Origin of the sequence: Niveispirillum cyanobacteriorum, from assembly GCF_002868735.1 — a bacterium.
GTDB classification, from domain to species: Bacteria; Pseudomonadota; Alphaproteobacteria; order Azospirillales; family Azospirillaceae; genus Niveispirillum; species Niveispirillum cyanobacteriorum.
In genome coordinates this window covers 537,181-561,401 of sequence record NZ_CP025611.1, presented here as the reverse complement: position 1 = coordinate 561,401, position 24,221 = coordinate 537,181, and the positions used below count along the sequence as shown (strand labels likewise).

General features: G+C 63.1%; 24 protein-coding genes. 19 read left to right on the top strand and 5 right to left on the bottom strand.

The genetic code is table 11. The features are described 5' to 3' along the window. Window positions 1-17 precede the first annotated feature (17 nt). The 12 genes from C0V82_RS02430 to msrB all read left to right on the top strand — a co-directional run bounded on the left by C0V82_RS02430 (window position 18) and on the right by msrB (window position 11,513). Window positions 18-416, top strand: coding sequence for a DUF4383 domain-containing protein (locus C0V82_RS02430; RefSeq protein WP_102110975.1), 399 nt, complete (start codon window positions 18-20; stop codon window positions 414-416). Beyond that, the gene (locus C0V82_RS02425) at window positions 416-1,510 is read left to right on the top strand and encodes a hypothetical protein (RefSeq protein WP_102110974.1); all 1,095 of its coding nucleotides are present in this window, start codon (window positions 416-418) and stop codon (window positions 1,508-1,510) included. Before C0V82_RS02430 ends, C0V82_RS02425 begins: the two co-directional genes overlap by 1 nt. Continuing rightward, a complete protein-coding gene (locus C0V82_RS02420; RefSeq protein WP_102110973.1) occupies window positions 1,500-1,829 on the top strand; it encodes a hypothetical protein in 330 nt (109 codons plus the stop codon). Before C0V82_RS02425 ends, C0V82_RS02420 begins: the two co-directional genes overlap by 11 nt. A 72-nt stretch (window positions 1,830-1,901) precedes the next feature. Continuing rightward, a complete protein-coding gene (locus tag C0V82_RS02415; RefSeq protein WP_102110972.1) occupies window positions 1,902-2,300 on the top strand; it encodes a BlaI/MecI/CopY family transcriptional regulator in 399 nt (132 codons plus the stop codon). Then, on the top strand, window positions 2,300-3,910 hold the full coding sequence (locus C0V82_RS02410) for a M56 family metallopeptidase (RefSeq protein WP_102110971.1): 1,611 nt from the start codon (window positions 2,300-2,302) through the stop codon (window positions 3,908-3,910). Before C0V82_RS02415 ends, C0V82_RS02410 begins: the two co-directional genes overlap by 1 nt. A 137-nt stretch (window positions 3,911-4,047) precedes the next feature. Next, window positions 4,048-4,527, top strand: coding sequence for a VOC family protein (locus C0V82_RS02405; RefSeq protein WP_102113176.1), 480 nt, complete (start codon window positions 4,048-4,050; stop codon window positions 4,525-4,527). A 77-nt stretch (window positions 4,528-4,604) separates the two neighbouring features. Further along, entirely contained in the window at window positions 4,605-5,690 is a 1,086-nt protein-coding gene (locus C0V82_RS02400) for an ATP-dependent 6-phosphofructokinase (protein WP_102110970.1), read from the top strand. After that, a complete protein-coding gene (locus C0V82_RS02395) occupies window positions 5,687-6,190 on the top strand; it encodes a TIGR02444 family protein (protein WP_102110969.1) in 504 nt (167 codons plus the stop codon). The genes C0V82_RS02400 and C0V82_RS02395 overlap by 4 nt, the downstream gene beginning before the upstream one ends. Window positions 6,191-6,250: 60 nt before the next feature. Further along, window positions 6,251-8,308, top strand: coding sequence for a M13 family metallopeptidase (locus tag C0V82_RS02390; protein WP_102110968.1), 2,058 nt, complete (start codon window positions 6,251-6,253; stop codon window positions 8,306-8,308). A 199-nt stretch (window positions 8,309-8,507) separates the two neighbouring features. After that, on the top strand, window positions 8,508-10,580 hold the full coding sequence (locus C0V82_RS02385) for a M13 family metallopeptidase (protein WP_102110967.1): 2,073 nt from the start codon (window positions 8,508-8,510) through the stop codon (window positions 10,578-10,580). Window positions 10,581-10,657: 77 nt separating this feature from the next. Then, window positions 10,658-11,101: a GNAT family N-acetyltransferase gene (locus C0V82_RS02380; protein ID WP_102110966.1), complete on the top strand. Its 444-nt coding sequence runs from the start codon at window positions 10,658-10,660 to the stop codon at window positions 11,099-11,101. Between the two features lie 13 nt (window positions 11,102-11,114). Continuing rightward, the gene (gene msrB / locus C0V82_RS02375) at window positions 11,115-11,513 is read left to right on the top strand and encodes a peptide-methionine (R)-S-oxide reductase MsrB (RefSeq protein WP_054169691.1); all 399 of its coding nucleotides are present in this window, start codon (window positions 11,115-11,117) and stop codon (window positions 11,511-11,513) included. Here the strand turns inward: msrB and C0V82_RS02370 are convergent. The 3 genes from C0V82_RS02370 to hemN form a co-directional block, all read right to left on the bottom strand. Next, the gene (locus C0V82_RS02370; RefSeq protein ID WP_158659692.1) at window positions 11,479-13,185 is read right to left on the bottom strand and encodes an ankyrin repeat domain-containing protein; all 1,707 of its coding nucleotides are present in this window, start codon (window positions 13,183-13,185) and stop codon (window positions 11,479-11,481) included. The two genes, msrB and C0V82_RS02370, sit on opposite strands and share 35 nt — an antisense overlap. Before the next feature lie 189 nt (window positions 13,186-13,374). After that, on the bottom strand, window positions 13,375-14,274 hold the full coding sequence (locus C0V82_RS02365) for a 5'-nucleotidase, lipoprotein e(P4) family (RefSeq protein WP_158659691.1): 900 nt from the start codon (window positions 14,272-14,274) through the stop codon (window positions 13,375-13,377). Window positions 14,275-14,352: 78 nt separating this feature from the next. Beyond that, window positions 14,353-15,705 (bottom strand): oxygen-independent coproporphyrinogen III oxidase, encoded by a 1,353-nt coding sequence (gene hemN / locus C0V82_RS02360; RefSeq protein ID WP_102110963.1) that lies wholly within the window; start codon window positions 15,703-15,705, stop codon window positions 14,353-14,355. A 151-nt stretch (window positions 15,706-15,856) separates the two neighbouring features. Between hemN and C0V82_RS02355 the strand changes: the two genes are divergently transcribed. The 7 genes from C0V82_RS02355 (at window position 15,857) to C0V82_RS26695 (ending at window position 19,432) form a co-directional block, all read left to right on the top strand. Continuing rightward, window positions 15,857-16,489, top strand: a complete 633-nt coding sequence (locus C0V82_RS02355; protein ID WP_102110962.1) for a ribonuclease HII — start codon at window positions 15,857-15,859, stop codon at window positions 16,487-16,489. 93 nt (window positions 16,490-16,582) lie between these two features. Continuing rightward, window positions 16,583-17,674, top strand: a complete 1,092-nt coding sequence (locus C0V82_RS02350) for a site-specific DNA-methyltransferase (protein WP_102110961.1) — start codon at window positions 16,583-16,585, stop codon at window positions 17,672-17,674. 383 nt (window positions 17,675-18,057) lie between these two features. Then, the gene (locus C0V82_RS26715) at window positions 18,058-18,210 is read left to right on the top strand and encodes a hypothetical protein (RefSeq protein ID WP_158659690.1); all 153 of its coding nucleotides are present in this window, start codon (window positions 18,058-18,060) and stop codon (window positions 18,208-18,210) included. Between the two features lie 32 nt (window positions 18,211-18,242). Further along, a complete protein-coding gene (locus C0V82_RS26710; RefSeq protein WP_158659689.1) occupies window positions 18,243-18,395 on the top strand; it encodes a hypothetical protein in 153 nt (50 codons plus the stop codon). 31 nt (window positions 18,396-18,426) lie between these two features. Next, on the top strand, window positions 18,427-18,579 hold the full coding sequence (locus C0V82_RS26705; RefSeq protein ID WP_158659688.1) for a hypothetical protein: 153 nt from the start codon (window positions 18,427-18,429) through the stop codon (window positions 18,577-18,579). A 504-nt stretch (window positions 18,580-19,083) separates the two neighbouring features. Then, window positions 19,084-19,236, top strand: coding sequence for a hypothetical protein (locus C0V82_RS26700; protein ID WP_158659687.1), 153 nt, complete (start codon window positions 19,084-19,086; stop codon window positions 19,234-19,236). A gap of 43 nt (window positions 19,237-19,279) precedes the next feature. Beyond that, window positions 19,280-19,432 carry a hypothetical protein gene (locus C0V82_RS26695; RefSeq protein ID WP_158659686.1) on the top strand — a complete coding sequence of 51 codons (153 nt, stop codon included), beginning with the start codon at window positions 19,280-19,282 and terminating at the stop codon, window positions 19,430-19,432. Here C0V82_RS26695 and C0V82_RS02345 read toward each other — a convergent pair. Continuing rightward, complete coding sequence (locus C0V82_RS02345; protein WP_102110960.1) at window positions 19,416-22,292, bottom strand: ATP-binding protein; 2,877 nt, start codon at window positions 22,290-22,292, stop codon at window positions 19,416-19,418. The two genes, C0V82_RS26695 and C0V82_RS02345, sit on opposite strands and share 17 nt — an antisense overlap. A 226-nt stretch (window positions 22,293-22,518) precedes the next feature. Continuing rightward, window positions 22,519-24,177 carry an SAM-dependent methyltransferase gene (locus tag C0V82_RS02340; RefSeq protein ID WP_102110959.1) on the bottom strand — a complete coding sequence of 553 codons (1,659 nt, stop codon included), beginning with the start codon at window positions 24,175-24,177 and terminating at the stop codon, window positions 22,519-22,521. Window positions 24,178-24,221: the final 44 nt, after the last annotated feature.

Genomic DNA, 24,221 nt, shown 5'->3' with positions numbered 1-24,221 from the left:
GCAGGGATGCACGCAGCATGGAATTGAACCGGATCGGCTGTATCGCCTATTTCGTGATCCTTGGCATTGTCACCAGCCTGAACTATATCCCCGGCCTGACCGATGCGGAGGGGCGAACCTTCGGCATTTTCGCACTGGATATCTATGACGACGCGCTGCACGGCGCATCGGCCCTATGGGCGGGACTGTCGGCCCTGAATGCACGGTCGGCGCGGTTCTACATGCGGACCTTCGGCGCGCTCTATCTCAGCGACGGGCTGTTGGGCCTGATCGTCGGCGTCGGGTATCTCGACGTCGCCATCTTCACGCTGGGGCCGCAGGACATGCCGCTCCTGTTCAAGTTCCTCGCCAACCTGCCGCATATCGCGCTGGGTTCCATCGCCCTGTTCCTGGGCTGGCGCCGGCAGGTGGCGTAATGCGCAGACGCTGGAAATATGCACTTGCCGCCGCCGGCACCCTGTTGGGCGGGCTGGCACTGGCTATCGGCGGGCCTATCCTTTACGTGGAAAAGGCCTGCCGGGCAGACAGAGTGCCGGCTTCCGCCGCCCCGTCAAGGCTGGCGACCCTTGGCTATGGTGCCGAGGTGCGACCGGCGCTGGACACCTACCTGTCCTACCCGGAATGGTACATTGTCCACGCCTATGAGGATTTCGCCCATACGCTGGCCGTCGGTGATGAGAGCAACTTCGCCTATGGGCGCAGCGTCTCCACCTACTGGTCAACGCTGTGCCACCTGAACCGGTTCAGCAGCGCCAGGGGTGAAGCGACCTTCGAGGTGAAGGCCATGCTCTACACGATCGGCCACAGCTTCGCGCTGGAAATGGGGGCCAAGGCCGCCTACGAGAATACGCTGGGCGCCCTGTCGGAATGGATACGCGGGCCGGAAAAGACCGGACAGGACCGGCTGTCGGCGGCCATGACCGCCGATTATGTCGACTTCCTCTACCTGAAGCCCTGGTACATGTATGATTTCAACGCCTGGGCGGAGAAGCTGTCAGCCCTGCCCACCGATGCGCCGCCCTCCCCCTTCCGCAGTTGGGAACGACGAATCGGTGTCGGCCTGGAACTGAGAGCCAAGGCGGCCTATGCCCGCATGATCGGGGCCGCCGCCGCCGCAGGGGGCGAGGTGCCACGCACCACCTTGTCGATCATCCGCTTTCCGTCGGGCGACCTGCCGCCGGAAACGACGCTGGAGAGAGATCTGGGCGACGGCGAACTGCTGATCCGCACCGCGCGGTACCGGCCCCTGACCGACATCATGCGTCAGATCGCACTGGCGGGTGGCGATGCGGTGGAGATCGCGGGTAATGACAAGGGCCTGGCAACCCTGATCGTGCCCGGCGACTATCCCGACGCGAAGCTGCCGGGAACCGTCATTTTCACAATCCCCATCGCGGCCCGACCGACCATGAAACGTATCGGCCTGGACATGGCTGTCAGCGATCTGGGCCCGCTATTCCGGCAGTTGCAGGCGGAAGGCGCGGCGGTCGAGCATTTTTATGATTACTGACAGGCGACAACCGGCAGTCTGGGCCGGCATCGCCATATTACTTCCCGCAGCCTGGGTCGCCGTCCTGGGCCTGCTGACCCTCGCGCTGGAGCCGGGGCGGCAATTGGTGCTGATTGGCGATCCGCGGTCGAACATGGATATAGCCATCAAGGCCGGCGGCTCGCTGGTCGATGTGGGCGCGCATACCGTCACCGTTGTGTCCCACAAGCCAGGCTTTGTGGCGGCACTGTACCGCGCCGGCGCCCCCCTGGTGCTGCTGCGCCCAAGCCCCGCCGGCTGTCTGTCGCCGACGCTGCTGAAACGGTTCAGCAAGGATTGAACCCATAAAATCAAGATAGACGGATTACGGCCCTTGCGCGCGACCATCTGTAATGCTACAGACCGTAGCACTATGAACGATAGCGCTACACAAGATCACAATCCGTCGGACCTGGGCGATCTTGAAAGAGAGATCATGGACCTTGTCTGGCGGCGCGGGCCCGTCAATGCCGATGCGGTGCGAGAGATGCTCAGCCGCCCGTTGAAGGAGTCCACGGTTCGCACCGTCCTGAAACGTCTGGAGGAGAAGGGATATCTCACCCATGACGTGGAGGGCCGGACCTTCATCTATCGCGCCGCCGAGGGACGCGACCGCGTCGCGGCACGCGCCGTGAAACGCATTGTCGACTGGTTCTGTGGCGGATCGGCGGAGGATGTCGTGGTCGGCATGGTCGAGACCGACATGCTGTCGCCTGAACAACTGCAAGCGCTTGCCGAGAAAATCGAAAAAGCGCGGAAGAAGGGGGCGTGATGCTGTCCTTGCTGCTGGAGGCCGCCTTACGGTCGGCTGTGCTGATGGGGCTGGCCTGGGGCGTCCTGCGGCTGCTACGGGTCACCAACCCATTCACGCAGATGGCCGTCTGGGTCGGGGTCCTGGGCTTCTCCCTGGTGATGCCGGTCCTGATGCGGGTGGCCCCGGCAGACACGCTGATGGTGCCGATGGATGGGATCCGGCTGTGGCTGCGGCCTGCCACGGTGCTGCTGGGGACAGCGCCGGCGGCAGCAGCCGACGCAGTGCCCGTGGAGATCGACCGGTTGGCCTGGGTGGACTGGCGGACACTGGGATTTACGCTCTACCTGACCGTGACGGTTGCCATGCTGCTGCGTCTGGCGGCGGGGATGCTGGTCAGTCTGCGGCTGCGCAATGGGGCGATGAAGCTGTCCGCCGCCTGGACGGGGGGCCGCGATGTGCGGGTATCCGACCGGATTACCGTACCGCTGACCATCGCCGGGACTATCCTGTTGCCGCCCGACCATGGCCGATGGACGGATGCCAAACGCCGGGCCGTCCTGGCGCACGAAACCTCGCATGTTGAACGGGGTGATTACTACACGCTGCTTCTCGCCACCTTTCACCGGGCCGTCTTCTGGTTCAGCCCGGCGGCATGGTGGCTCAATAATCATCTCGCTGAGCTTGCCGAGGCCAACAGCGATACCGACGCTCTGATACAGATGGAGGATCGCTTGAATTACGCAGAAATCCTGGTGGAGATGGCCAGCAAAGCCAGCCGCCTGCCCGCCGGTCTGGCCATGGCCCGACCCGCCACCGTTGCCGCCCGTGTTGACCGTATCCTGCAAGGTGGCGCCCTGCCGCTGCGCATGAATGCCCGGCGCTGGGCCCTGATCCTGGCGCTGCTGGCGCCTGCCGCCGTGGCCACCGCCGGCACCAATGGCATGGACAAGGTCGATCCGATGGTGGCGGAGCGCATGGCCGAACAGCAGAAGCCGCGCAAGGCCATCGCCATGGACCCGGCGGCCTACGACAAGTTCGTAGGCTATTACGAGATGCCCTTCGCCAAGGCCCGGCCCATCAAGGTCTATCGCGATGGCACCCGCTTCATGGCCAATGTCATCGGGCAGAACCCGATGGAATTCCTGCCCGAAAGCCCAACCAAGTTCTTCTCCAAGGACATGCCCATGCAGGGCAGCTTCCAGATGGATGCGGCGGGCAAGGTGACGGGTGTGGTTTTACACCAGAATGGCCACGAACTGCCGGCACCGCGCATGGATGATGCCACCGGCAAGGCCCTGGAAACGGCACTGGCGGAGCGGGTCAATCAGAACAAGCCCCTGCCCGGCAGCGAGGCCGCCCTGCGCGCCCATATCGCCCAGATCAAGGCCGGCAAGATCGACCGCGACAGCATCATCGCCGACCGGGCCGATGGCGTGATCGCCGTCCTGCCCAAGATCCAGAAGGAGATGCTGCCGCTGGGTGATTTGAAGGGTCTGGAATTCCGGCGCGTGGATGAGGGCGGCATGGATGTCTATCGCGCCACCTATGAAAAGGGTGTCCGCGACTGGTGGGTGCTGGTCACGCCCGACGGAAAACTTGAGAGCATGTGGTTCGGCCCAGCCGCTTGACCCTCGATCCCCATCGACGTGAAACGGCTGCACCTTGGGCGCCCCTGAAAACGGGGCGCCTTTTTTTTTCAACAGAGATGTCGGGATGACGCTCCCTGCCCCGTCCTATGGCCATCACCCCAGGAACGGAGGACATCATGACCAGCGTGAAGCAGCATCTTTGGTTTGCAAAGGATATGGAAGCCGCGGTGCGGTTTTATACCAGCACCATCCCCAACTCGTCGCTTGCCTGGATCAGCCCGCTGCCGGCCGACAACCCGTCCGGCCCCGCCGGATCGGTCCGTCTGGCCGGCTTCACGCTGGGCGGGCAGGACTACATGGCGATCGAGGCGGGACCCCAGGAGCCGTTCAATCACAGCTTTTCCATCATCGTGGAATGCGACGATCAGGCCGAGATCGACCGACTGTGGGATGCGCTGTCGGCAGGCGGTGCGGTGGAGCAGTGCGGTTGGCTGCGCGACCGCTGGGGCCTTTCCTGGCAGATTGTACCCAAGCGCCTGGGCGAATTGATGCAGGGCGACCCGGCGCAGAGCCAGCGCGTGGCACAGGCCATGTTAAAGATGGTGAAGTTCGACATCGCCGGGCTGGAGGCGGCGGCAGCCGGCAATGCCGGGTAAGACGCCCTACCTGCGCTGCGGTATTGAATATCGGGCATCAATCCTGGCACCCTGACGGCAAAGCCCAGGGGGAAACAATGACCGCAGCCAAGCGTATCGGTATCCTGACCAGCGGCGGCGACTGTGCCGGCCTGAACGCCGTCATCCGCGCCGCCGTCCATCGCGCCGCCCATTATGGTTGGGACGTGGTGGGGATTGAGGACGGGACCCAGGGCCTGCTGGCCCGTCCCGTCCGTTATGTGAACCTGGATGTGAACCGGGTCGATGGTGCCATGATGCGCCAGGGCGGCACCATCCTGGGCACCACCAACAAGGGCGACCCCTTCGCCTATCCCATGGCCGACGGGTCCAAGAAAGACCGCAGCCATGAGATCATCGGGGGCTTGCGCGAACTGGGTGTGGATAGCCTGATCGGGATCGGCGGTGACGGGTCCATGGCCATCTTGCGCCGCCTTGCCCATATCGGCGGCATCAAGCTGATCGGTATCCCCAAGACCATCGACAATGACCTTGGCATCACCGAAATGTCGGTCGGGTTCGACACGGCGGTGGCGGTGGCGACCGAGGCCCTGGACCGGTTGCAGCCGACCGCCGCCAGCCATGCCCGCGTCATGGTGCTGGAGGTGATGGGCCGCGATGCCGGGCATATCGCCCTGTCGGCAGGCATTGCCGGCGGGGCCGATGTCATCCTGCTGCCAGAACTGGCCTGGTCAGTGGCAGGCGTGGCCGACAAGATCCGGCGCGTGCAGGCGGGCGGGCGCAACTTCGCCCTGGTCGTGGTGTCGGAAGCCGTGCGGACCATGGAGGGCGTGAAGGCCCAGCAGGAATTCACCGACGGGCAGAAACGCTATGGCGGCATCGGTAACTATATCGGCCATCTGATTGCCGAGGCGACCGGGGCCGAAACCCGCGTCACGGTGCTGGGCCATGTGCAGCGCGGCTGCCCGCCGGGCCATAATGACCGGGTGCTGGCATCGGCCTTTGGCGTCGCCGCCGTCGATCTGCTGGCCGAGGGCAAGAGCGACCGCCTGATCGCCTGGTCCAACCGCCGGGTCATCGATATCCCCATCGAGGATGCCATCGCCACCTATGCGGCGGTGGATATCAACGGGACGCTGGTGAAGACGGCGCGGGGTTTGGGGATTTATGTGGGGGATGCGTGAGCGTTTCCGATCTCTGGTCCTTCTCCCTGTCGCTCTACGCCGCGCCCGGCGTGGCCGACGCCTGCCTGACGGCACAGGACAGGCACGGGGCGGATGTCAATCTGCTGCTCTGGGCTGTGTGGTTGGCCAGCCAGGGCCATGACCTGACGGCCGCAGAAGTGGCAGAGGCTGAGGCGGCCACAAGGCCCTGGCGGGAAGAGGTTGTCTGGCCGTTGCGGGCCGTGCGTCGGCGGTTGAAAACCGGTCCCCTGCCCGCCCCCGATGCCGGCACGGAGTCGCTGCGCGCACAGGTAAAAGCAGCGGAACTGGAGGCCGAGAAGATGCAGCAATCGCGGTTGCAAACCCTGCCGGCGCATCGCCGCACAGGCGGACCTGTTGCCGATCTGCTGCGGGCCAACCTGTTGCTGTTGCCCGGCGGCGACGTTCTGGCCGCTGTAACAATCCCGTTACATGCCGACCTTCGCGATGGGTCGGACGCGGTGCTAGGGTCGCCCGCATAAACAGACCGCCCGACAAGGCGGCAGCTCAACACATATCGTCGAATAGACGGGGGACCCCACATGGCAAGCAAAGGCTTGTTCCTGACCGTATCGCTGTTGGCCGTCGCGGCCATCGGTGCCGGCAGCTATTACACCTTGAAAAGCAATCAGCAGGCGAAGGAGGCGGCAGAGGCCGCCAAATTGAAGCTGGTCCTCGATAAAGAGGTCAGCCCCTGCGATGATTTCTTCCTCCATGCCTGCGGGCCGTGGATCAAGGCCAACCCGATCCCCGCCGACCGGTCGCGCTGGGGCACCTTTGATGAGCTTCAGCAGCGCAACCAGAACCTGCTGCATGACATTCTGGAAAAGGCTGCCAAGGGCAATGAGGCAGGCACCGCCAAGATCGGCGCCTTCTATGCCGCGTGCATGGATGAGGCCGCCGCCGATGCCGCCGGTGTGGCCCCGGTGAAGCCGCTGCTGGACCAGATCGCCGCCGTCAAGGACAAGGCAGCCTTGGGCGCCCTGATCGCCACGCTGCACAATGCCGGCGTCAATGCCCTGTTCGGCTTTGGTGCACAGCAGAGCTTTGCCAAGGCCGAAGACACCATCGCCGCCTTTGACCAGGGTGGCCTGGGCCTGCCCGACCGCGACTATTACTTCAAGGATGACGAGCGCTCCACCAAGCTGCGCGACGCCTATGTGAAGCATGTGGCCGCCATTTTCGTGCTGGCCGGCGATGGGGCCGATATGGCGGACAAGAAGGCCGCCGCCGTCATGGCGTTTGAGACCAAGCTGGCCACCGGCACCATGGGCAAGGTGGACCGCCGCGATACCGCCAAGCTGAACAATCCCACCAGCTTCGACGCCTTCACCGGCAGCGCAAAGGCTGTGGATTTCGCGGCCTATGTCCGTGACGTGGGCGCGCCCGCCTTTACCGACATGAATGTCAATGATCCGGGATTCTTCACGAACCTGGACAAGGCCCTGGCCGAAACCAGCCTGGACGATATCAAGACCTACCTCGCCTGGCAGTCGCTGCGCGCCACGGCGCCCTGGCTGTCCAAGGGCTTCGTGGATGAGAATTTCGGCTTCTATGGCAAGACCCTGTCGGGTGCCGCCGAGAACCGCCCGCGCTGGAAGCGCTGCACCACGGCGGCTGATAGCGCCCTGGGCGAAGATCTGGGCAAGCATTTCGTCGAAGCCGCCTTTGGCCCCGAGCATAAGGCCCGCATGCTGGTCATGCTGGACGATCTGCGCGCGGCCTATGCCGAGGATATCAAGCAGTTGGACTGGATGAGCGAAGAGACCAAGGCCAAGGCCCTGGAGAAGCTGTCCATGATGGCGCAGAAGATCGGCTATCCCGAAAACTGGCGCGATTACACGGCGCTGGAGGTCAAGAAGGATGATCTGGTCGGTAACCAGTTCCGGTCGGCCAAGTTCGAGAACGCCTATCAGATGGCCAAGATCGGTAAGAAGGTGGACAAGAACGAATGGTTCATGACCCCGCCGACGGTGAACGCCTATTACGACCCCAGCCAGAACAACATCAACTTCCCCGCCGGCATCCTTCAGCCGCCGTTCTTTGACTTCAAGGCGGATGACGGGTTGAACTATGGCGCCATCGGGGCCGTGATCGGCCATGAGATGACCCACGGGTTCGATGATGAAGGCCGCGCCTTTGACGCGGTTGGCAATCTGAAGGATTGGTGGACCGAAGAAGACGGCCACAAGTTCGAGGCCAAGGCCCAGTGCCTGGTGGACCAGTATGGTTCCTATCAGGTGGCCGGTGACACCAACCAGAATGGCAAGCTGACGCTGGGTGAAAACACCGCCGACAATGGCGGGTTGCGTCTGGCGCTGATGGCGCTGAAGAACCGCAAGGGCGGGGAAGCAGCACTGGCCGCGAAGGATGCCAATGGTGTGACGGCAGAACAGAAGCTGTTCTATGGCTGGGCCAGTGTCTGGTGTTCGTCGTCCAAGCCGGAGAATGAGCGGCTGCGCGCCCAGACCGACCCGCATTCGGCCCCGCGCCACCGCGTGAATGGCACCGTCGCCAACATGCCGGAATTCGCCAAGGCCTTTAACTGCCAGCCCACCGACAAGATGGTGCGCGGGGACAAGGCCTGTAAGGTCTGGTGATCCCGCCATGATCAGAACAGAGGGGGCGGCCCGTGTGGCCGCCCCTTTTTTCATGGCGCAACCATTGTGCAACACGCATTTACGCATACGTTACAAAGCCATGCCGGAACCAAGCCGGCACCCGTGATAATTTCTAAAGCATAAACAACAGGCCCCAAAAGGGCCGCATCCTGCACATAGATCAAAAACAAGGGTTGAGATGATGAAACGGATCGGGATGGGCGCCAGCAGCCTGCTGGCGTTGGGATTGTCGTTCATGCTGTCGGGCAGCGCACTGGCCGAGACGCAAGTGGCCCAGGCCGCCCCCGCCGCGGCCAAGGCCGGCAAGCCGCCGGCACCGGGCCTGCCGGTGCTAGATGACGCGGTGTCCCCTTGCGACAATTTCTTCCTGCATGCCTGTGGCGTGTGGAAGCGTGAGAACCCGATCCCGGACGATCAGGCACGTTGGGGCAATTTCAATGCCCTGGCCGACAAGAACCTGACCCTGCTGCGCCAGATCCTGGACGAGGCGGTGGCCAAGCCCGATCCGAAGACGGCCCGTATCGCCAATTTCTACGCGTCCTGCATGGATGAGGCGGCCGTGGATGCCAAAGGTCTGGCCCCGCTGTCCCCCATGCTGGACCGGATCAACGGCATGAAGGACAAGAAGGACTTAGGCGCCGTCGTCGGCTATCTGCATGACCAGGGCGTGAATACCCTGTTCGGCTTTGGCCGCATGCAGAAATTCAGCGATGCGGTGCAGACCATCGCGGCGGCGGGCCAGGGTGGTCTGGGCCTGCCGGAACGCGACTTCTATTTCAAGGATGACGCCAAGTCCAAGGAACAGCGCGCCGCCTATGTTGCGCATGTGGCCAAAATGTTCGAACTGGCCGGCACGCCGGCGGACGCCGCCAAGGCCAAGGCCGACGCGGTTATGGCGTTTGAGACGGCCCTGGCCGAGGCGTCGATGACGCGCCTGGAACGCCGCGACCCGCAGAAGCAGAACAACCCGACCGCCCTTGCCGATTTCGCCAAGGCCGTACCGTCCATCGACTGGAATGCCTATCTGTCGGCCATCGGCACACCGGCCTTTACCGAGATGAATGTCGGCCAGCCGAAATTCTTCGAGGCGATGAACGCCAAGCTGACCCAGGCCAGCCTGGACGACATCAAGACCTATCTGACCTGGCATGTGCTGCGCACCAATGCGCAATGGCTGCCGACCGCGTTCAGCGAGGAAGCCTTCAATTTCTATGGCCGCACCCTGAACGGCACCAAGGAACAGCGCCCGCGCTGGAAGCGCTGTGTGGCCGCCACCGACAATGCCCTTGGCGAGGATCTGGGCCAGTATTTCGTGGAGAAGGCGTTCGGGCCGGAGCACAAGAAGCGCATGCTGACCATGGTTGGCGATGTGCAGGCCGCTCTGAAGGACCGGATCAGCAATCTGGAATGGATGGGGCCGGAGACCAAGGCCAAGGCGCATGAAAAGCTGGCCAATATGCCCAACAAGATCGGCTATCCCGATAATTGGCGCGATTATTCGGCGCTGACCATCGTGAAGGGCGACCTTCTGGGCAATGTCACCCGCGCCGACAGCTTTGAACAGCGCCGCCGTCTGGCCCGCATCGGTCAGCCGCGCGACAGTTCGGAATGGGGCATGACGCCGCCGACGGTGAATGCCTATTACTCCCCCCAGCAGAACAATATCAACTTCCCCGCCGGCATCTTGCAGCCGCCCTTCTTCGACTTCACCGCCGACGACGCCTATAATTACGGCGCCATCGGCGGGGTGATCGGGCATGAGATCATCCATGGCTTTGACGACCAGGGCCGGAAGTTCGCGGGCGATGGCAATCTGGCCGAATGGTGGACCGAGGATGATGCCAAGCGCTTTACCGAGCGTGCGCAATGTCTGGTGGACCAGTATTCCGGCTTCCAGGCTGTGGAGGGCGTGAACCTGAATGGCAAGCAGACGCTGGGTGAGAACACCGCCGATAATGGCGGCCTGCCCGTGGCGCTGGACGCGCTGAAGCGCCGGTTGGGCGAAAAGGGCATGAAGAAGAAAATCGGGGGGCTGACCGCCGAACAGCGCTTCTTCTATGGCTGGGCCAATGTCTGGTGTGCGCAGGAACGGCCGGAATTCCGCCGCCTGCAGGCCCAGACGGGCGTGCATTCCCTGCCCGAATACCGCGTGAACGGCACCTTGTCGAACATGCCGGAATTCGCCAAGGCCTTTAACTGCCAGCCGACCGACAAGATGGTCCGCGGCGACAAGGCCTGCAAGGTCTGGTAACGGCCCCCTGTCCTCTGTCACCATGGGGCCGGTCCCGGCAAGGGACCGGCCCTTTCTTTTCCGTGGAACCCGCCGTGATGCCGCCTGCCGATATCCGCCTGTCCACCCCTGCCGACATTGTCACCATCCACCGCGTCTGGCGGGCGGCGGTGGATGCCACGCACGGCTTTGTCGCGGCGGCGGATATCGCGTTCTATGAACATCTGCTGACCACGCTGTACCTGCCGCACAAGCCGCAATGGCTGGCCCTGTCGCCGACGGGAGAGGTGCAGGGCTTCATCGGGCTGGAGGGGCCGAAGATTGAGGCGCTGTTCGTGCATCCCGAATGGCACCGGCATGGCGTGGGCCGGCGGCTGATCACCCATGCCGTGGCGCTGAACGGGCGGTTGATCGTGGATGTGAACGCGCAGAATCCGGGGGCCGTGGAATTCTATGCGGCGCTGGGTTTCATGGAGATCGGACACTCGCCCGTCGATCAGGCTGGAAAACCCTATCCGCTCATCCATATGGCAAGGGTGTGAAACGGAGGGTGCAATGACAGAGACATTTCCCATCACCCGCAGCGACGAGGAATGGCGCCGCATCCTGACGCCCGATCAATACCGGGTGATGCGGGCGCATGGGACGGAACGGCCCGGCTCCTGCGGTCTGTTGCGGGAGAAGCGACCGGGGCGATTCTGCTGTGCCGGCTGCGGCCAGGCCCTGTTCCAATCGGGCGACAAGTTTGAAAGCGGCACTGGCTGGCCCAGCTTCAACGACCCGCTGCCGGGATCGGTCGGCTCTACCGTCGACCGGTCGCACGGCATGGTGCGGGTGGAGGTGCATTGCAGCCAGTGCGGCTCTCACCTGGGCCATGTGTTCCCGGATGGGCCGCCACCGACCTATCAGCGCTACTGCATCAACGGCGTGGCGCTGGATTTCGTGGCGGATTGATCGCTTCCGCCGCCTCCCGGATCAGGTCGGCGGCGTCGATCAGGCCCCGGTCGCGGGCGGCCTGTTCGGCGCTGATACCATCCTGGTTGACGGTAGAGGGATCGGCACCGTGGGTCAGAAGGAAGGTGGCCATCCTGGCTGCTTCCTCCTCCCCGTCTGGCAGGGCGAACAGGGGCAGGATGCCGAATTTGGGATGCCGGGCGTTGACCAGATCCGGCTCCGCGGTGAACAGGTCCGCCAGCCGATCCACCATGCCCAGATAGACCAGTTCAGACACTTCCCGGCTGAGCGGGGCCAGGAAAGCCGCGATGTCATGGCGGCGGAAATGGGCGGCAAAGCCCATGGCGCCGCCACCATAGTCCGTCGCCGTGGGCCGGTCGATATCCGCCCCGCGTGCCACCAGCAGGCGAACCATCTCCAACTTGCCGCCCATCACGGCATACTGGAGGGCCCGCTGTTCTTGCCGGTCGCCCAGATCGACCGGCATGCCCAAGTCCAGCAGCAATTCAACCACGCCCAGCCGGCCCTGCTGTGCTGCATTGTGCAGCGGTGCCGGGTCATGCAGCACCCCTGGATGCGCCAGTGCCAAGGTCCGGGCCTGTTCCCGGTCCAGTGCCATCGCCGCCGACTGGAACGCCATGGCCGGCGACAGGTCGGGTTCGGGTGCGCCGTGGCGACGCAGCAGATCGGCCATAGCACGGTGGCCATAGATCAAGGCCTCAACAACAAGCGGGCGGCCCGAATAGGCATGAATGCCGGCCGCATCCGCGCCGTGATCCAGCAGCCACGCGGCCCGGTGCATATGGTTGTACGCCACGGCATTGCCCAGCAGGTAATCGATCACCGGCAGCGGGAAGCGGCCCCCGATCCGCGGCTTTTCCAGCCGTTCCAGCCAAGCCCCCGTCAGGCCGCGTGCGGCACAGGCGGACCAGATGACATCCAGCCAGTCCACCTCATCCCGGCAGATGGAGGTGTTGTAAAGGGCCTGGGCGTCGAACGGATCGGCCCCGCGTTCCATCAGCAGGGCCGCCAGAGTGCGGGCGTCGGGATGCGGGGGCCGGTCGCCCTCCCCCTGCCCGATCAAGCCGGTCAAAACCGTGAAGGCATTGCCCCAACCATCATCAAAGCGGGCGTCCGGATCAGCCCCGTGGTCCAGCAGCAGACGCGCCATCTCCACCCCTGCGCCGGCGGGCAGCCGGGCGTAGGCCAGATAGAGCAGCGGTTCCCAGTTCAGCGGACCCGCCTTGCGGATCACCAGACCGGGATCAGCGGTCAGCCGCCGTGCCACGGCATCCAGACGACCGCGCAGCAGGTCCATCAGGAAATCGCCTGCACCGACATCGGGCCAGCGTGCCAGGATGCGGGCCGCCGCCGCCCGGTCGCCGCCATCCCAGGCAGCGCGCAGGATGGTGTCAACGAGGGACGCCTGCGACTGCCTTGTGAACGTCAAGTCGGCCACCGCCTGTTTCAGGTCGGCCCAGCCCGGCAAACCATATTCGCGGGCCAGGGCGAACTGCACATCGCGCAAGCCCGGATCGGACGGGGCCTGGGGCGTGATCGCGGTCAGGCGGGCGCGGGCCGTGTCATCGCCAGCGCGGATGGCCTTCAGCCAGCGCTTGGCCTCACGCCGCAGAATGTCGAGACTGGTTGCGGGGGTCAGTGTGCGGGACATGGTTCTTCCTTCCCATGGCGCCCTTGTCCGCTGAAACGGGCGGGAGGAAGCGGATCGACAGCGCGAACCACTTTCACATGGGTGGAAGCTTGCTTCCTTGCCGCGGACAGGAGGCGCCCCAGCGCGCACTGTCCATAGCATCGGGGATCGTACGGGCGCCGTCAACGGTCTGACGACGCCCGCTGAGCCTCACTTCGTGCGCAAGGACCCGCTGATCGGTTCGGGCAGCACATCGACCCACTGGCCATAGGTTGGGTTGGGGATGACGATCCAGCGGGTGTTCCACAGATCCTCATGCGCTGCCGCGATGCGGGCGCGGGTCGCACTGTCATCCTTGCGCGTCACGCTCATCATGTCGGAGAACTGGTCACCGAAGGACATGATGATGCGATGGGTCTTGATGACCTCCTGACGGCGCGGGGCCTTGTCGCTGGGCCAGCCATTCTGGCCTTTCAGCATCAGATCTTCCGGGGCCACGGGGCCCAGGCCGACCGCGTTCAGATTGGCCAGCGTGTCGGCATGCTGCGGGCAGGGATCGCCGGGATTGGTGGCGCGGGGGCGGCATTCACGGTTGGTGATATAGACCACGCGCACCTTGTTCCGCCGCAGTTCCTTCACGAAATCGACGGCACCGGCCATGGGCGTGGCCGCACGCTCGCCAACCCATTCGTCCCACTGGCCCAGATCGAAATTGCGGGTGCCGGACAGGATGGCGCGGGCCTGATGCGGGCTGTTATCCAGCACCGTTTCATCCACGTCGAAGATCGCGGCGGGCGGCTTGCCCTTACCGCCATCGGTCTGTTCCAGGGCCGACGATCCCGGCTTTTTCAGCGCGGCCGGCAGGCGGACAGCGGCCAGGGCATAGGCCTGCTTCGACAGGCGGCGCAGTTCTTCGGCCTGCTGCATATAGAGCGTGGCCAGCAGGCGCGGATCATCCTCCGGGCCTGGCTTGGCGACCACGGGTGCCGGCGGCGGCGCGACCGCGACGGGGGGCGGCGGGGCCTTGTCGTCGCGGGCACCGATATTGATGGAACAGGACGAGAGGGCAACGGCAGAAGCCGCCAGCAACAGGACGCGGATGGATCGCATGTTCATTGCACTTTTATGACGGTCGATTGATCGCCGACAATGCCGCGCCCATCCCGCCCTGTCCAGTATTGTGGACCGTCAAATCGCCTTGCTATGCCGCCCGCCCTCGGGGTCCAGATGCCGGTCGAACAAGGCCGCCACGGAACGCACCAACGGTCGTGCCGCATCGGGAACGACCAGCCGCGTCCCCTGTAAATGGGCCACCCCATCGCCGGCCAGATCGGCAAGCGCCCTTGCATCGGGCATGATCGCCTCGTGCGGGGTGTCAAAGGCAGCCGCTACCTTGGCCAGATCGACATCGAAACGACACATCAGCGCCTCGATCACGGTAGCCCGCAACTTGTCATCCAAACTCATCCGGTAACCGCGCGCGGTGGCGAGGCCATCGGCCTCTATCGCCTTCAGATAGGCCGGCAAGGCCAGGATATTGGCGACATAGCCCTGGGGCAGCTTGCCGATGGCGGATGCGCCGAAAGCCAGCAGCATATCGGACTCATCCGTCGTATAGCCCTGGAAATTCCGGCGCAGCGTGCCCTGTTCGGCGGCAATGGCAATGGCATCGTCAGGGCGGGCGAAATGGTCCATACCGATCCGCACATAGCCGAGCGCCATGACCGCCATCTCCATGGCCCGCAATTGCGCCACGCGTTCATCGGCGTCAGGTAACGTTTCGGGATCGATACGGCCCTGATGGGCCTTGAAACCCGGCATATGGGCATAGCCGAAGATGGACAGACGGTCGGGGTTCAGGCTGATCGCCTGCCGCACCGTTTCCACGCAGGACGCCACGGTCTGGCGCGGCAGACCATAGATCAGGTCCAGGTTGATGCCCTGGATGCCGGCGGCGCGCAGGCTGGTGACCGCATTCTCCGTCATGCCGAAGGGCTGAATGCGGTTGATGGCCGCCTGCACATCAGGATCAAAGCTTTGCACACCCAGCGAGGCGCGGGTGACGCCGACATCGCCCAGCGCCTCCACCATGTCGGCAGTCAGCGTCCGGGGATCAATCTCGATGGCGATTTCCGCGTCGGGGGCAATGCGGAAGCGGGTGCGCAACTCGGCCATCAAGGCCCGGAAGCCCTGGACCGGCAGCAGGGTGGGCGTACCGCCGCCGAAATGCACATGCCGGACGATGGGGCCGTCGGGCAGCAGGGCCGCCACGCTGCGCAGTTCGGTCGACAGGGCCGCCAGATAGGACCAGATCGGGTCCTCATGTCGCACGACCATCGTGTGGCAACCGCAATACCAGCACATGGATTTGCAGAAGGGCAGATGCAGATAAAGTGACAGGGACGAACCGGGGTCCGTCTCCCGCAGCCAGTTCCGGTAGGTGTCCACCGTCACCGCATCGGTGAAATGCGGGGAAGCCGGATAGGAGGTGTAGCGGGGCACGCGCTGGTGACGGTACTTGGCGACAAGGTCAGGACGCATGACGGGACCTCTGAGACGGCTTCGGTCGGATCGCGGATGGGCCGAACATTGCGCCCGCCGCACCGATGCCGCCTTGATCCATCGCAAATGCGGCCATCACGCCCGGCATGACGGACTTGCACAGAAAGCCGGCTTTTGCCACACAGGGCACATGCCTGATCTTTCGCACGAAATTCGCCTGGGCCATGGCCCGGATTGCCCGGTCTGCGGTGTGGACGAGGCGGGGCGTGGTCCGCTCGCCGGTCCCGTGGTCGCGGGTGCCGTCCTTCTGCCCCATGACGCCATCCCCGACTGGTGTACGGGCATCAACGACAGCAAGCAGGTGAAGCAGGCGCAGCGGGAGGCGATGTTCGAGCGCATCATCGCCAATGCCCCGTTCGGCGTCGGCATCGCGTCGGTAGAGGAAATCGACGCGGTAAACATTTTACAGGCCACTTTCCTGGCCATGGCCCGCGCCGTGGACGAACTGGCCACAAAAATCGGTCGTATGCCATCCCTGGCACTGGTGGACGGCAATCGTCCGCCTAAGCTTCGTTGCCAAGTGGAAACACTGGTCGAAGGCGACGCATTGTCCCTGTCCATCGCTGCCGCCTCCATCGTCGCCAAGGTGACGCGGGACAAGATCATGGGGCAGTTGGCCATCCAACACCCCGGATATGGTTGGGAACGCAATCAGGGCTATGGCACCGCCGCCCATCGCGCCGCCATCAAAAGCCTTGGTCCGACGCCGCATCACCGGCGTTCTTTTGCACCAGTTTCCGAACAACTTGCTCTAACTCTCTGACTCTTCTGACTCTTCCAAAATTTTTCTATTGACGGCGACTCGGGGCCGAATCATTGTCGGCGAAATTCCCCTCCCGAGTCGGCGGCCAAAAACATGAATGAAAAACTTGCGACCAACCGGATTCTTGTCGGTGATTGCGTTCAGCTGATGCGGGATATGCCCGCCGGTTCGGTCGATGTTGTCTTCGCCGACCCGCCCTATAATCTGCAATTGAATGGCGACCTGATGCGCCCCAACCATACCCGCGTCGATGGGGTGGATGAGGACTGGGATCGTTTCCAGGATTTCCAAAGCTATGATCGCTTCACCCGCGATTGGCTGGATGCGGCCCGCCACACGCTGAAGGATGACGGCACCCTGTGGGTGATCGGCAGCTACCACAATATCTTCCGCGTCGGCGCCATTCTTCAGGACCTGGGCTACTGGGTGCTGAACGACATTATCTGGCGCAAGTCGAACCCGATGCCCAATTTCAAGGGCCGTCGTTTCGCCAATGCCCATGAAACCCTGATCTGGGCGTCCAAATCCAAGGACAGCAAATACTACTTCGCCTATGAGGCGATGAAGGCGCTGAACGAGGATTTGCAGATGCGCTCCGACTGGACCCTGCCACTCTGCACCGGGGGCGAGCGTCTGCGTGACGAAACGGGGCAGAAGGCGCACCCGACGCAGAAGCCGGAAAGCCTGCTGTTCCGCGTGCTGATGTCCTCCACCAAGGTGGGCGACACCGTCTTGGACCCGTTCTTCGGCACGGGCACCACCGGGGCCGTGGCCAAACGCCTGCGCCGCAAATGGATCGGCATCGAGCGCGAGCATGAATATGCGCGCCTGGCCAATGAGCGCATCGCCCAGGTCGAAGAGGTGGCAGAGCCGGAGCTGCTGGAGGTTACCAACAAGCGCAGCCAGCCGCGCGTGCCGTTCGGCAACCTGATCGAACGCGGCTTCCTGAAGCCCGGCACCATGCTGTTCGATAATCGCCGCCGCCATATCGCCAAGGTCCGCGCCGATGGCACGCTGGTGGCGCAGAACCATCTGGGCGAACATAAGGGCTCCATCCATCAGGTCGGTGCCGCCATGCAGGGCCTGCCGGCCTGCAATGGCTGGACCTTCTGGCACTTCCAGCGCGAGGGTGCCCTGGCCCCCATCGATGTGCTGCGCCAGCAGGTGATCAGCGAAAAGCACTGATTTTAGAGCAAGGCGGGCGATTGCCCCGCCGACCTGATTTCATCCAGTCATTATTGCTGTTCCACCCCCGTCGGATCGCTCCGGCGGGGGTTTTTGCATCTGACGCATACCTGCTTCGCCATGTGATGCAAATCACGCATGTCGAGCCGGGACAGGCGTAAATCGTTCGCCAGCGGACATCCCGGCCCCGATCCTTGTCCATTTCCGGACAGTCGCCGCCCCGATGTTGTCGCAATCCAAACCACTTATCGCCAAATTCACCACTTTCTAAACATCAACGCCTCTCGATCAGCCTTGTATTTTCCAGAATGCGCCAAAAACTCACTTGGCACGCCCCTTGCTAATACAGGGTCATCGAGAGACACGAACCCACGGAGATGAAAATGACCGACCTGACGAACAAGATCGAAGCCGCCGACGAGAACATGCTGAGCAGCTTCCTGGCCTCCCTGCCGACGGCCGCAGAAATGATCGAAGCTGTGACGGCCCTGGCCATCGGCGGCCTGCTGACGCTGGCCCTGCACACGATGCTCTGATCCACCAACACACTGAAGAGAAAGAGAAAATTATGTCTGCCTATCTCAATGCCGCCGCCCATGACGCCAACGACGTTCTGTCCGGCTTCCGCGCTTCCCTTCCCACGCTGAGCCATGCTGTCGAAGCCGTTGCCATCGTCGCTGTCGCCGGTTTCATGGCTGTCCTGCTGAACGCCCTGTTCTGATCCCCCCACCCGCCTGAAGGAGAGTTCCCCCATGTCCGCCATGATCAACGCCGCCGCCCACGATGCCGATGAAGTCCTGTCCGGCTTCGGTGCCTTTGTGAAGGATGGCGTCAGCACTGTCGAAGCTGCCACGGTCCTGTCCGTCGCCGCCTTTATCGCGACCATCCTGCACGCCCTGATCTGATCCCCCTCCCTTCCCCCTGTATTCAGCGGAAGGGAAGAAGGGAGTGGCCGGGATGGCCCGGCACGATGAAACCGCTGACCGCCGCATCGCCGGCACCGGGGCAGCCCCAAGGCACCCACTACTCAAAGCCCACATCATGCGCGACCGCCGATCACGGCCCCTCCGCGCAGCCGCACAGCCCGCCCGTCCGGCGGGCTTTTTGCGTTTCAGGAATGTTGAGACGCGAACACGTGGCGGGCCTGCATCGACATCCATAAAGGGGAACGCGGCTGCCCCACCGGCAGCGTCCACAGGCGAACAGTAGCGCCATCATCGCTGTTCATTTTCGGACAGTACAAACCTATATCCGGTCTCAATTTCGACCACTAATCGTCTTTTTCGCCATTTTGTAGGCTGAACAGCGCCAACCACCCTCGATTATTTTCCAGAATACGGCAAAAAGGCACTTGGCACATCCTTTGCTCTTACAGGGTTATCGAAAGACACGAACCCACGGAGATGAAAATGACGAGCCTGACGAGCCAGATCAATGCCGCCGATGACAGCATCCTGAGCAGCCTGTTCGCCTCTCTGCCCACAGCTGCCGATCTGATCGAAGCGGCGACGGCACTGGCTATCGGTGGTCTGCTGACCCTGGCCCTGCACACGATGCTCTGATCCGCAGCAACGCGAAACACCACCGGATTTACGGAGAAAGCCCATGTCCGCCTATATCAACGCCGCCGCCCATGACGCCGATGAAGTCCTCTCCGGCTTCGGCAGCTTCATCAAGGATGGCGCCAGCGCCTTTGAGATTGCCACGGTCCTGTCGGTTGCCCTGTTCCTGGCCGCCACGTTCAACGCGCTGGTGTGATATCCATCTCAGCACCTGCCGGCGTGGGCAGGATGCGGGTCGGGATGTGACCCGATACCTCGCGCGGGATGCGCAGAATGGCCACGGTGCCGCGCCCCGGCACACTGTCGATGACGATATTGCCATTCAAACGCTGTGTAACCTGATTGAACGCGACATGCAGACCCAGACCCATGCTGCCCGATGCGCGGCGGGTCGTGAAGAACGGGTCGAAAACCTTTGGCAGGATATCGGGCGGAATGCCGGCACCGTGATCCTGCACCGCAATTTCCACCACCATTGAATCGATCCGCCTTGCCTGCACCAGGATGCGGCCCGGACGGTCGGGCGCATAGGCATGGTCGGCAACATTGGTCACCAGATTGGTGATCACCTGCGCCAGCGCGCCGGGATAGGTGTCCATCTGAACCGAGACGACATCAAGCTCCAGCCGGTTGCCATTGCCTGTGACCCGAGCACGGACCAGGGACATGATCTCGGTCAGGTATTCATCCAAATCAAAGATGCGGCGTTCGTCACTGCCATGGTCAACGGCCACGCCCTTGAATGTGCGGATCATGTCGGCGGCGCGGACCACGTTGCGCTGGGCCAGGGCGGCCAGATCCTGTCCATTATCCAGCGTCTCGGTCAGCAGGGCGCGGGTGAGGCTGCCGCGCTTGATCAGGTCACGCAGATGGCGGACGCTGTCGTTCAGTTGCGACACAGCCGACAGCGTAACACCCAGCGGCGTATTCACCTCATGCGCCACACCGGCGACAAGCTGGCCCAGGGCAGCCATCTTTTCCTGCTGCACCAGGCGCTGCAACGCCTCCCGCGTTTCGGCGACGGCGCGGTCCAGTTGCTGATACGCCTCCGCATTGGCCATGGCGATAGCGCCGTAGGCACAGATGGTCCGGAAGATCAGCAATTCGCGGGGGCCATAGGCATCGGGCTTGTCACTCTGCACCGACACCACCCCCAGTACCCGGTCCCCCAGGGTCAGAGGGCGGAACAGGACTGTGCGCATATGACGGGTGCCGGGCACGGAGTTGGGGTTGGTCCGCTCCCCCCAGGCCACCAGGATTTCCTCGCTGTCGCGCACGCAGCGGGCGGACAGATTGTCGGATGCCAGCGGCACCTGACGCGACGGCAGGCGCTTGCCATCCTCCATCCGGTACCGGATGTCGATGACCTCATTGGCCTCGTCCTTCAGCCCCACGAACAAGGTGTTGGTGGGCATCAGGTCATGCAGATGGCGCGACAAGGTTGTGAAAACGGACTCGCTGTCCAGCCGCGCCGTGATCTCCTGTCCGATGACACCCAGCCGTTCCAGCGTCTGGTTGGCACGGTCCAGTTCGACGGCGCGCGCAGCCTCCGCCCCGGCCAGCATCCGGTGATGCTCTGCGTCGGATTTGGCCCGGGCTGTGTCGAAACGAACCTGCAAGGCCTGGATGCGGGAACCATTCTGCTGGTCGAAATTGCGCTGCCAGCTTGCCCGGGCGCAGCGCTCATAGTGCAGGGCCTGACGATAGTCACCTGCCGCCTCATAATCACGGGCGAGTTCAGTATAGATATCGGCCCGGATGGTGAGCCCGTCCATACTGGTGCCTTTGGCCACCGCCTGTTCCAGTATGGCAATCGCCCGCGACGGATCGCCCCCATCCTGCGCACGCCGCACGGCCGCCAAGGACCGCAGCGCTTCGACCTCGTAATAGGGATTTCCGCGGAAACCCGGTTGATTGAGCGTGCCCATGATCATCGCCTCGGCCTCGCCGACGCGGTTCAGTTTGAGCAGAGCCGACGTCATCGCACTGCTGTGCAAGCGTTCCGTATCAGGATGACCAAGATTACGGGCGATGACACCCGCCTTTTCAAACCACTCAACCGCCCGTTCCGGCACCCCGGTTTCCAAGCAAAGCCGCCCATAGGCGGAATAGGCGATGAAATGACGGCGGGTATTGGTCAGCCGGTCCAGATAAGGCAGCGCCTCCTCAAACAGGGAGCCCGCCCGCGCATGATCGCCCAGGCTGGTCGTTGTCTCCGCCATTGACGACAAGGTGGTTCCCAGTGCCTCAGGCCAGCCCGTAGGCTTGGCCAAGGCATAGGCCTTCTCCTTCCATTCCAGCGCGGTCGGAAGGTCGAACAGGTTAGCATAGGCCGACCCCGTCACCGTCGCCAGGATGATGGCCAGCCACACCGCTCCCGCCGCCTGGGCATGATCATAAGCTTCTTGCCAGTGGCGGATTGATGCAGGGAAATCCCCATACTGAAAGGCAATGCCGCCATGGAAGGTACGGGCATAGGCCTCCACCGCCGGATCGCCCAGCCAATTATTGGCGGCCAGCGCCTCGGCCCAACGTCCGTCCGCCGCTTTGGCATCAAGATAGCTTTGCTGATAGGCCAGCCAACCAGCAGCGATCAATGAACGCTTGGCATCCCCGCCTTCCTGATAGAGACCCACGGCACGTTCAAGCAGGTGCGATGCTCCTTGAGCATCGCCTTGTGTCAGACAGAGTTCTGCGGCCGCGAAAGCACAATCACCCAGACCCACAAGATCACCGGCCTCCTGAAAAGCTGCCTGCGCGTAGGGCAGCAGACGCAGCGCCTCCGGTACCTGCGCCAGGAGACGCAGACAGTCGATGCGCGCCAAGTACCAGAGCCCCCGCAAGGCCGGTGTCGCCTCCAGCACGGCGAGAAAGTCTTCCTTATCCAGCCCATCGAGAATCGAAAGGGCCGCAGCGGTATCACGCTGCCTCAGATACCACGCCAAGACGACCCTGTGCCGACAGGACTGAAACAAGTCCTGCTCCTGGTCGATATTCGCCAGCAACCAAGCGATATCGTCCGGACGCCCGAAGAAGTCTGTCACGATGTTACGCATTGGACTCCGCAATGCACCATTCGAGGGTTCACAAAGACTAACCAAAGTATGGTCGTCCTTTCCAGACGACGAAGGCAGGGATCAGATGAACAAATGCGCCCCTCCCTCCATATCATTATTCAAACCAAAGGCGAGACGCAAAACCAATAGCGCCGCAGCATGCAAGCATACCACGGCGCCGGTTGGTGTTAGTTAAATGCCCGCGCAGAGCGGCATGGTGGATGCATCACTTCTTGTGATCAACAGGTTCGGCAGCGTCGTTCAGCTCGGCAGCGTCATTCAACTCAGCAGCGTCGTTCAGCTCGGCGGCGTCGTTCAACTCAGCAGCGTCGTTCAACTCAGCAGCGTCGTTCAGCTCGGCGGCGTCATTCAACTCAGCAGCGTCGTTCAACTCAGCAGCGTCGTTCAGCTCGGCGGCGTCATTCAACTCAGCAGCGTCGTTCAGCTCGGCGGCGTCGTTCAACTCAGCAGCGTCGTTCAGCTCGGCGGCGTCGTTCAACTCAGCAGCGTCGTTCAGCTCGGCGGCGTCGTTCAACTCAGCAGCGTCGTTCAACTCAGCAGCGTCGTTCAACTCGGCGGCGTCGTTCAGCTCACTGGGATCATTCAGTTCGGCGGCGTCGTTCAGTTCGCCACCATCATTCTGTTCGACCGGATCGTTCAGTTCAGCAGGGTCGCTGGCCGTGACGGCATTGATGGGAGAAGACGGCACATCGCCGGCCGGGATCGGGGCGGCCACGACAGCCGGCGCGCGCACAATCTGCAGAGACGCCGTATGCAGCGCCCCCGCGCTACGACCGGTCAGCGCCTGCTTCTCATCATCCGTCAGACCGGCGAACAGGCTGACATAGGTCTTGGGATCGCGGCGATACGCCTCGGCAGCACTGGGATTGGCGGACATCTGGGACAGGATACGGTAAAGCGCCTTCGAGGTCCGGCGTTCCTGCCCACCGACTGGTTCCTTGTCCAGTCGGGCGATGGCGTCCAGTTCGAACGGGCCGTAATCGCCCGCGGGAACCTTTTCCAGATTATCACCGACGCGGGCGGCCAAGCTGCCCGGCGGCGTGACGCCCATGCGCTCCGCCATCGCGGCATCCACAGGCAGAACCTCTGCCGGCGGCAGATAGACCGAACAAGCGAAATGTACCGAAGCCAATATCTTGGGGTCACGATAGGCCTTCAAGGGCCGACGGATGATCTGGCTGTCGAGACCAGGGAACGTGGCGCCGACATAGTGATAAGCGGGATGGTTCTCGCCATAAATCTCGATCAGCCGCTCAAACAGGATGGCCCGCTTGCTGTTCTTGAAGCCCGTGGCGGAGAAGAAACTGTCGCCAACGGAACCCACCTGCAGAAGCACGACGTGGCTTGAGGTCACGACTGGCCGATTACGCAACAGCAGGTCCGTCGCATCCAGTATCTGGCAACCATGGACGGACGGATCAATGCGCAGGTCGGCAAACAGATAGTCGGTGGAGGAAATGCCGGGCAGCATCTCCGTCCGGTGGCCTTCCTTGCGCGCGATATTCAGGGCGCGGCGGGCGGGCGACACGAAGAAGCCGGGGTGGCCGTAGAAAACGGCGGTGACGCGCTTGCCCTCGCGCACGGCGCGCAGGATCAGTTCAGCCATCTGCACATAGGTAATCAGGCGGCGCTTGTCCTCGCCATAATGCAGGGCCAGATTATAGGAATTGGGGTTCAGTTCGCGGATGAAACTGGCCGTAACACCATCAGGAACACCAAAAAACACGACATCGGCATCACGGATATGGCCGATGGCCTCCTGCGTGAAATGCGAGATCGACCGGATACCCGTGCCGACGACTGTCAGGCTGCCATGGGTCTGGCCGGTCACAATCGGCTTGGACAGATCGAAGGAATTGGGCATCGTCCTTGGTCCCCCTGGGTACGGATCTGAGATTGGTCAATTTC